General features: G+C 54.2%; 8 protein-coding genes. 4 read left to right on the top strand and 4 right to left on the bottom strand.

Annotation, left to right across the window (positions count from 1 at the left end; genetic code table 11):
* On the top strand, positions 1 to 1,275 hold a 1,275-nt coding region (locus ACIQ20_RS15120; protein WP_395781737.1), incomplete at its 5' end, for an AMP-binding protein.
* Complete coding sequence (locus tag ACIQ20_RS15115) at positions 1,272 to 2,021, top strand: MaoC/PaaZ C-terminal domain-containing protein (protein ID WP_395781735.1); 750 nt, start codon at positions 1,272 to 1,274, stop codon at positions 2,019 to 2,021. The genes ACIQ20_RS15120 and ACIQ20_RS15115, both read left to right, overlap by 4 nt.
* Here ACIQ20_RS15115 and ACIQ20_RS15110 read toward each other — a convergent pair.
* The 4 genes from ACIQ20_RS15110 to ACIQ20_RS15095 form a co-directional block, all read right to left on the bottom strand.
* Positions 1,992 to 2,783: a metallophosphoesterase family protein gene (locus tag ACIQ20_RS15110; RefSeq protein ID WP_395781733.1), complete on the bottom strand. Its 792-nt coding sequence runs from the start codon at positions 2,781 to 2,783 to the stop codon at positions 1,992 to 1,994. The two genes, ACIQ20_RS15115 and ACIQ20_RS15110, sit on opposite strands and share 30 nt — an antisense overlap.
* 34 nt (positions 2,784 to 2,817) lie before the next feature.
* Entirely contained in the window at positions 2,818 to 3,801 is a 984-nt protein-coding gene (locus tag ACIQ20_RS15105) for a diacylglycerol/lipid kinase family protein (protein WP_395781731.1), read from the bottom strand.
* A gap of 177 nt (positions 3,802 to 3,978) precedes the next feature.
* Positions 3,979 to 4,179, bottom strand: coding sequence for a YdcH family protein (locus ACIQ20_RS15100; RefSeq protein ID WP_395781729.1), 201 nt, complete (start codon positions 4,177 to 4,179; stop codon positions 3,979 to 3,981).
* 202 nt (positions 4,180 to 4,381) lie between these two features.
* Positions 4,382 to 5,428: a class I SAM-dependent methyltransferase gene (locus ACIQ20_RS15095; RefSeq protein WP_395781727.1), complete on the bottom strand. Its 1,047-nt coding sequence runs from the start codon at positions 5,426 to 5,428 to the stop codon at positions 4,382 to 4,384.
* A 119-nt stretch (positions 5,429 to 5,547) separates the two neighbouring features.
* On the opposite strand from ACIQ20_RS15095, the gene ACIQ20_RS15090 reads away from it, so the two are divergent.
* Positions 5,548 to 6,225, top strand: coding sequence for a response regulator transcription factor (locus ACIQ20_RS15090; protein ID WP_395781725.1), 678 nt, complete (start codon positions 5,548 to 5,550; stop codon positions 6,223 to 6,225).
* Positions 6,225 to 7,319, top strand: a 1,095-nt coding sequence (locus ACIQ20_RS15085) for a sensor histidine kinase (protein WP_395781723.1), incomplete at its 3' end; no start/stop codon positions are given. The genes ACIQ20_RS15090 and ACIQ20_RS15085, both read left to right, overlap by 1 nt.

The raw sequence follows: 7,319 nt of genomic DNA, 5'->3' as shown, positions 1-7,319 counted from the left end.
GGCGCGGTTGTCACGCCTTTGAACTGGCGTGCGCCCCTACCAGAACTGGCCCCATTGATCCGTCAAGCAGCGCCCGTTCTAATCCTATGCGGGCAAGAAGATTTGGACGTCGCAACAGAGTTGGCGTTGGCCTCAAACGCAAAGCTGATCAATTTCGATGATCCGACTGATGAAGGCTATGAAGGCCAATTGACCCAATCACCAGTGGCTGAAGCGCGTCGCCATTGGGCGTTTGATGACATCTGGTACCTCCTCTATACCTCGGGCACGACGGGGCAGCCCAAAGCGGTGATCCAGACTTATGGCATGGCGCATGTGAACGCCGTCAATGTGGGTCAGGCGATTGATCTGAGCAGCCAAGATGTCACTTTGAATTTCCTGCCCTTGTTTCACACGGCCGGGATCAATCTGCATACTTTGCCCACCTTGTTCGCAGGCGGACACGTGTTGATCTTGCCCGGATTTGAGGCCGACCTTGTGATGGAGCTTTTGGCCAAAGGTGCCATCTCAACTTTCTTCGGCGTTCCCGCTGTTTATCAGGCCCTTAGTCTCCACCCAGAATTTGGAAATGTTGCGCTCGACAAAGTCAGACATTGGGGCTGTGGCGGCGCACCACTGGCAGATACCTTGGTGCACGCCTTTGCACGTCGGGGCGCTAAAGTCGCCAATGGCATGGGGATGACAGAAACCGGCCCAACCGTCTTTTTGGCAGACCCTGAAACAGCCACGCAAAAGATTGGCTCGGTCGGCAAACCGCAAATCCTGTGTGAGGCCCGCATTGTCGGTAACGATGGTGCTGAAGTTCCAACAGGTGATACCGGCGAGCTGTGGTTGAGTGGGCCAGGTATCACCCCGGGCTATTGGGGCAATCCTGAAGCGACCGCGGCAAGCATCACGCCTGATGGCTGGCTGAAAACCGGCGACCTCGCCCGCAAGGATGCTGACGGCTGCTTCTACATTGTCGGCCGCCTCAAAGAAATGTTCATTTCGGGTGCAGAAAATGTCTACCCGGCTGAAGTTGAAAATGTGCTCGCCCTGCACCCCGCTGTGCTAGAAGCAGCCGTCATCGGTGTTGAAGACGCGCGCTGGGGCGAAGTGGGTCACGCCTTCTTTCTTGTTCGCCCCAATCATAGCGCGCCAGATCCTTCCGCCTTACAGAATTGGTGTCGCGACCATTTGGCTCCCTACAAAGTGCCCAAATATGTCACAGTGCTCGACGAGTTTCCCCGCACGCCAGCAGGCAAAATCCAAAAGCATTTGATTCCGCGACCATGATCCTGACACCCACGCAAGACGATCTCGACCTGTTTGCAAAGCTATCCGGCGATGCCAATCCGATTCACGTCGATCCAGACTTTGCTGCACGCAGCGGATTTGGGCGCACAGTTGCGCATGGGGCTATGTTAACTGCTTGGCTGGTGCGTGCTGCAGGTCTCTCTGCTGCACCACAGACAACGTCCGCCATGTTTCCAGCCCCGGCCTTTGCAGGTGAAGCCTTAGAGGTCGCCCGTGAAGGCGACGCGTGGCAATTTGCGCGCCATCATGATGGCATCGTCGTTTGTCGACTGCTGATTAACGCTGCGCTAGCTCAGGAAAACGATGCCGCGATGTCTGGCGCAGCAGATGTACCGCTCGCAATTGGCATGACAGCCTCTAGCGAAACCTTACATGAGGCTGGGGAGCTGGTCGCCCTGAAAGCCTTACTAGCTCGCGCTGACAAAACAGACTTACCTAGAGAAGTCGCCGAAGTCTTCGCGGGGCAAGCCTACATGCTGGGTCTAATCTCCACCCTACTTGGCATGGAATTGCCAGGGCAGGGCACCAATTATCTGAAACAGGAGACCCAGTGGCTGGGCACGCTGAAGCCCGGACAACGCGTGCATACGCGGGTAGCCGTCACCCGATTGCGGCCCGAGAAGGCTTTAGTTGATCTAAGCACGCAAGTTCAAAGTGAAAGCGGAGAGGTGTTAGCCAATGGGCGCGCCCTAGTTTCAGCCCGAGATGTCAGCGGTGCTTTTTGAAGGCTCACTGACTTCTTTGAACGACCCTTCTTGATAGCGCCAAATCGTGCGCGCGATCGTCCGATTGTCCGCGGCGAAATTCACCACACCAAATCCTGAACCAAAGCCACGTTCCCGCGAGGATGCCAGAGACGGCACTGTCATGACCCTAACGCCCGCGAGCACAGGCGCTGGAAAATCAAATGCGGCATGTACATGGCCACACAATAGCAAGTCAGGTTGATTTAGGTTAAGGCGCTTCACAAATCGAATGAGACCTAAAGGTTCACTTGTCACCGACGCGCCCGTTGGGGTTTGTGGCGGGTGGTGTAGAGCAAGGACTTTATGTCGAGCAGCCGAGCGGCCCAATCTGTCCAAGGCCTCTATGACCCCTGACTGACCATAGTCACCTTGTGACCAATCCAAACGCCATTGAAATCCCCGTGCGCTATTGGCAGCTTCAATATGAATTGAGCCATCGCTGGACTGCCACGTCGTTCGAAGTCCTAATCGATTGTACCGGTCAAACGGATTGGCTAGGCGCTGAGCTAGATTAAACATGGGCGTGTCGTGATTGCCTGGACAACCAACAATTGGCGCTTTGACCACTCTTAACCAAGCCTCAGCTTGGGCAAATTCTCCACGCTTGCCCTCTTGGGTCAAGTCGCCCGTTATCAAGACGCAATCCGGCTTAATCTTCTCGAAAGCGCTCAAAGCGGCCTCCAGCTTGGCTGAATCCGCGTCGCCAAAATGCACATCGCTGATATGAACAAGAGTGGTCATTTAGCGCTCTAAATTTCTGAATGCGCCACCTCTATCATTTTTGCGGATGCTTTGTAGAGAGCACCAAAGCAGCCCGCGGTAGAGCGCGCAAAACAAGGTGATTGCCGAACTCACACTTCTCACCATCAACAAGTCCAATGATCTCGTCGCCGCCGCAACTGATGCTCATGCGCTCTGAGATCTGGATCTTAGTAAAGGACAGGCTGCGCCAGCGTCGGAACAAGACAGCTATAGCCAGCCACAACACCCTCCCAAAACCGCTGAACCTCGCTTGCGCGGTTTCAAGTAGTGTCTCGGGAAAGTCGCGCTCTGTTGTGCCAAGGCCGAACGCGTCATCCACATGACTAGGAGCAGCGATCACGACATCACAGGCTTGAGTATTGGCGCTCAGTCGCAGCCTGCCAGAAAATAAGTCGTGCCGAAGTGTCTTAAGCGCACTCAAGCCTGCCCAAAAGCCATAATTGCGCAACGTCTCGCGCATGGTATGAAACGCCATCCAAGGACCAAAGCCAGAAGCCACCAAGAACAAATGCTCGTTTGCCAAACCGCCAGACAGCCAAGTTGGCTTGGCTTGACCCAAATCTCGCAAGGTCCGTTCGAGGTCGGCATGACCATGAACCCGGTAGCAGAGTCGATTTAAGGTACCGCCCGGCAAAGGCAGAATAGGCACATCCAAGCCACGCAAAGCCAAAGCGACTGTGCGGGCCGAACCATCTCCGCCAAGAATGCCAAGCGTCTGAACACCTTGGCGAACAAGATCCAATGCACGATCGTGAAGCTCATGCCCCGTGCTTAGGATTAGCGGCACGTCTTGTGGAAGTCCCGCGCGACGCATCGCTGCCTTCAGGCGCGCCAATCCAAACAGGCGGAATCTGCCAGCGGATCGATTGACCAAAATCGCAAATGGAACACTAGTGAGGCCTGCGCAGGACCCAATTGCATCAACAGCTCGGTTCACACTCACGGGCTGCACTGGCTTATTAGATGCGCGGAACTGATCAATTGTGGGTTGGTACACGAAAATTTCCAATCGTCGTCAAAGGCGGGACGAGAAAGAGGCAAGTGGCCCTTGCGCACGGGCTAGGGGGACGAGCTGTGCACAAGGGCCGGGTGGGTGAATGGGAAGATCCGTTCTGGTCTACATTCACCCTAGGTAAGCGGTCGGGGCGGGTGCGCTTACCTTTTCTCGGAGGGCCTAGTGGCTGAGCACCAGGGCCCGTTCAGGGCGCGGCGACATAACGCCCGCCGCAACCAATTGATCTTTTACCAAGAGCTTTTGACGCTTCAGCCTCGTAATCAATTCTGGCTCTGGAAAGGGGCGATTGGCTAGGGCAGCCAACTCAGTTTCAAGTCTTGAGTGCTGGCTCTTCAGGGCTTCGATACGTCCAAGTTTCATGTCATGCTCCTCTATGCTTATGCATGGCAGAGCCCGAGGGACGCGATTGGAGGGCATGAATAGGGACCCTGACACCGCGCCTTACTAAGGACTCCGATGTGGCCGACATCGCAACTCAAATTGGAGTTGCCAGAGGGGCCCGGTCCACACCCAAACAACATGGGGTTACTCCACGAAGCGCGCAACCGACAAAGTCGTGACCTCACTGGCTTGTGAGAGTTTGTTGATGAGACGTGTGCTGGACACGGGATTCTAGAGTGTCAAGCGAACGGCGCTGGGCTTGTTGGGCGTCTTTCAATGTGGCGTTCGCCATTGCTTGCAGGTTGTTGAATCGCCGCGTCGTAGTAATCTCATCGAAGTTTCTTAAGAGCCGCTGCCAACGACGCCGCACAGGGGCACCAGAAGCAAGATAAGACATCGGGGACTGTTCGTTGAGTAATTGCTGGCGCAATTGCGCGGCATGATCCTGACCGTTTTCAATGGCCGTCAGGGCAGGTTCGAGACGCGCCTTGAACACCAAAGACGTCCCATGACATTGTGGGCTGTCGATAGGTTCAAATCCCGCAAGAGACAAGGCCGCCTTAAGGGTGGATGGGGAAAAGTTCCAGACATGCGCATAATGGAAAAGGTTGCCACGTTGCTTTTGGACACCTTCGATATTTGGCACCTCAATGAACAACAGCCCACCTGGGGCCAACCATTGCCTGAAGCAGGTCAACGCATCCAACGGATCAGCCAAATGTTCGAACACATGATTCAAGGTGATCAGGTCAAAGATTCCAGTTCCAAATGCTCCGGATTCCAATTTCTGATTGGTGACCTCAATTTCATAAGTCATCGTTCCGAACTGCCGATAGCCGTCATTGGGTTCAACCCCGCTCGCCTTGAAGCCAAGTTTACCCATCATATAAACAAATTCACCCGACGATGCCCCAATGTCGAGGACCCGACTACCGGGCTGGATTAGGCCTTTGAGGCGCACGGCCCTAAGGGCGGCACTCCGTTGGGCGCGCAACGAATGCTTAGCCTTTGGCTTTAAAATGCCTTTATAATTCTTCCGATAGTCTGAGGCATAAAATGCATTTAACTCAGCCCTTGTCGGCAGTGGATCATGACTGACTAGGCCACACCCGTCACATAGAACTGTTGTAAGTGGTTTTAATCCCCGTCCTACGGTGCCCACTACTGTCCGTTCGATCTCGCCGCACAACATACATGGATCGGCTTTGATTGTATCTCCCAGCTTCATGACTTACTCCGCACAAGGTCAAAGAAAGCTGGATAAAGGTCAAGAATACGCAGAAGCCTGATCGACTTTGTCAGGAAACTGTCAGCAACTTTCAGCTAGACGAAGTGCGCGGAGGGTGAATGCGCGTTCTAATCATTGAAGATGAACCAGCGATTGGTTCTATACTTGTGCGTGCATTGGACCGAGCTGGCTTTCTGCCGACACTTGTTGCAGATGGCGAGGCAGGTTGGGCCAAAGGAGATGCGGAACCCTTCCATCTCGCAATTCTGGACATGAATCTGCCCAAGCTGGATGGCCTATCAATTCTAAAGCGGTGGAGAGCCGATGGGGTAAAGCTTCCTGTGCTGGTCGCTTCAGCCCGCGGCAGTTGGACAGAACGCGTTGATGCCCTCAACGCCGGGGCAGACGATTATATCGTTAAGCCATTTGTTGTGGACGAGGTGATTGCGCGTATTCACGCGGTCTTGCGCCGTGGGGCGGGGCAAGCAGAAAACTTGATACGGGACAGAGACCTTACGATCAACTTGCGCTTTCGTACTGTTTCAGATGTGTCTGGACAAATCGACCTAACACCTTTGGAATTCCGAATTCTAACGGCACTTATCCGAGCGCCGGGCGAGACAATCTCACAAGCCAGTCTCTGCGAGGATGTTTATGGTGATCATGAATTGCGGCGGGAGAATGCGATTGAAGCCGCAGTGATGCGCTTGCGTCGAAAGATTGGACCCGACAGGATTATGACGCGTCGGGGCTATGGCTATATGTGGAACCCAACAGATTCCATAGGGCAAATCTGATGGTCAAGTCATTACGCTTTGGGCTTTGGGCCGTAGGTCTTGCAAGCGCACTCATTCTGCCTTTGATTTCAGCAATCGGGTTTCGTGCAGCCTTTGAACACCACGTCCAACAAAGCACCATTGCCGAACTTGAAGCCGATTTGCGCTTCATGACACGTGGGCTGAAGCTGGAAAATGGCGTCGTCACTTTGGTACCAAAGACTTTGCCGGATCCAAGGTTTGAGGAGCCACTGTCAGGCCTTTATTGGCAGGTTGTTGATGATAAATCCAAAGCCATTGTTAGGTCTGGGTCTCTCGTGACATTCACGATAGACCTCCCAAACGACATTCTACCCTTAAACACCGTCCATCGACATAGTGCCAAAGGACCAGATGGTGTGGATCTTCTCTTGCTCGAGCGTAGGATTCCAGAAGGCGTTGAGGGCAAGCGTAGTTGGCGATTTGCTGTGGCAATTGATCGCGCGCTGCTGAAAGGCCAAGTCGATGCTATCATGCTAGATACCACACCCGTTTTCATCTTTCTTGGTGTGGGTTTGTTGATCATCACCTTTGTGCAAGGTGGCATGCTGATGGGTCCTTTAAATCAGGCATCCCGTGCGTTGGCTTTAGTGCGCTCCGGCCGGCAAGAGAGACTGAAGGCAATGGTCCCGATCGAGTTGGAGACGTTTGCGCGCGACTTTGATGCCCTGCTTGATGCCGGCGAGCGCCAGGCACGCGAAGCGCGCGAGCGCGCAGCAGACCTGGCTCATAGCCTTCGGACACCGTTAGCGGTCCTATTAGCACGAGCAGATGAAATCGAAGCCTCTGGCCAAGCCAATGCGGCCGCGACCATAAGAGATATTGTCAGTGGCCTTGAACATCGTGCGACCCGGGATTTGGCGCGCGCGAATATCCATGGCCCAGTTCTAGGTCGCACTGTTGAAGTGTCACTCTCTCCAATCATTCATCAGATCACGGGCGCTTTGGCGCGGACAAGCATAACAGAAAACCTAACTTGGGATGTTCAAGTCGATCCAGACCACAAGGTCAGATTGGATCAGAGTGACCTGACAGAGCTGATTGGGTCGTTACTCGACAACGCGCGTAAATGGGCA

This window comes from Aquidulcibacter sp., assembly GCF_044346625.1.
GTDB lineage: Bacteria > Pseudomonadota > Alphaproteobacteria > Caulobacterales > Aquidulcibacteraceae > Aquidulcibacter.
The sequence above is the reverse complement of the archived record's forward strand: the minus strand, read 5'-3'. Positions and strand labels throughout refer to the sequence as shown.

Excerpts from the sequence above, each read along its gene's own strand:
- ACIQ20_RS15115 (WP_395781735.1), top strand. The coding sequence starts at position 1,272 with ATGATCCTGACACCCACGCAAGACGATCTCGACCTGTTTGCAAAGCTA.
- ACIQ20_RS15110 (WP_395781733.1), bottom strand. The coding sequence starts at position 2,783 with ATGACCACTCTTGTTCATATCAGCGATGTGCATTTTGGCGACGCGGAT.
- ACIQ20_RS15100 (WP_395781729.1), bottom strand. The coding sequence starts at position 4,179 with ATGAAACTTGGACGTATCGAAGCCCTGAAGAGCCAGCACTCAAGACTT.
- ACIQ20_RS15095 (WP_395781727.1), bottom strand. The coding sequence starts at position 5,428 with ATGAAGCTGGGAGATACAATCAAAGCCGATCCATGTATGTTGTGCGGC.
- ACIQ20_RS15090 (WP_395781725.1), top strand. The coding sequence starts at position 5,548 with ATGCGCGTTCTAATCATTGAAGATGAACCAGCGATTGGTTCTATACTT.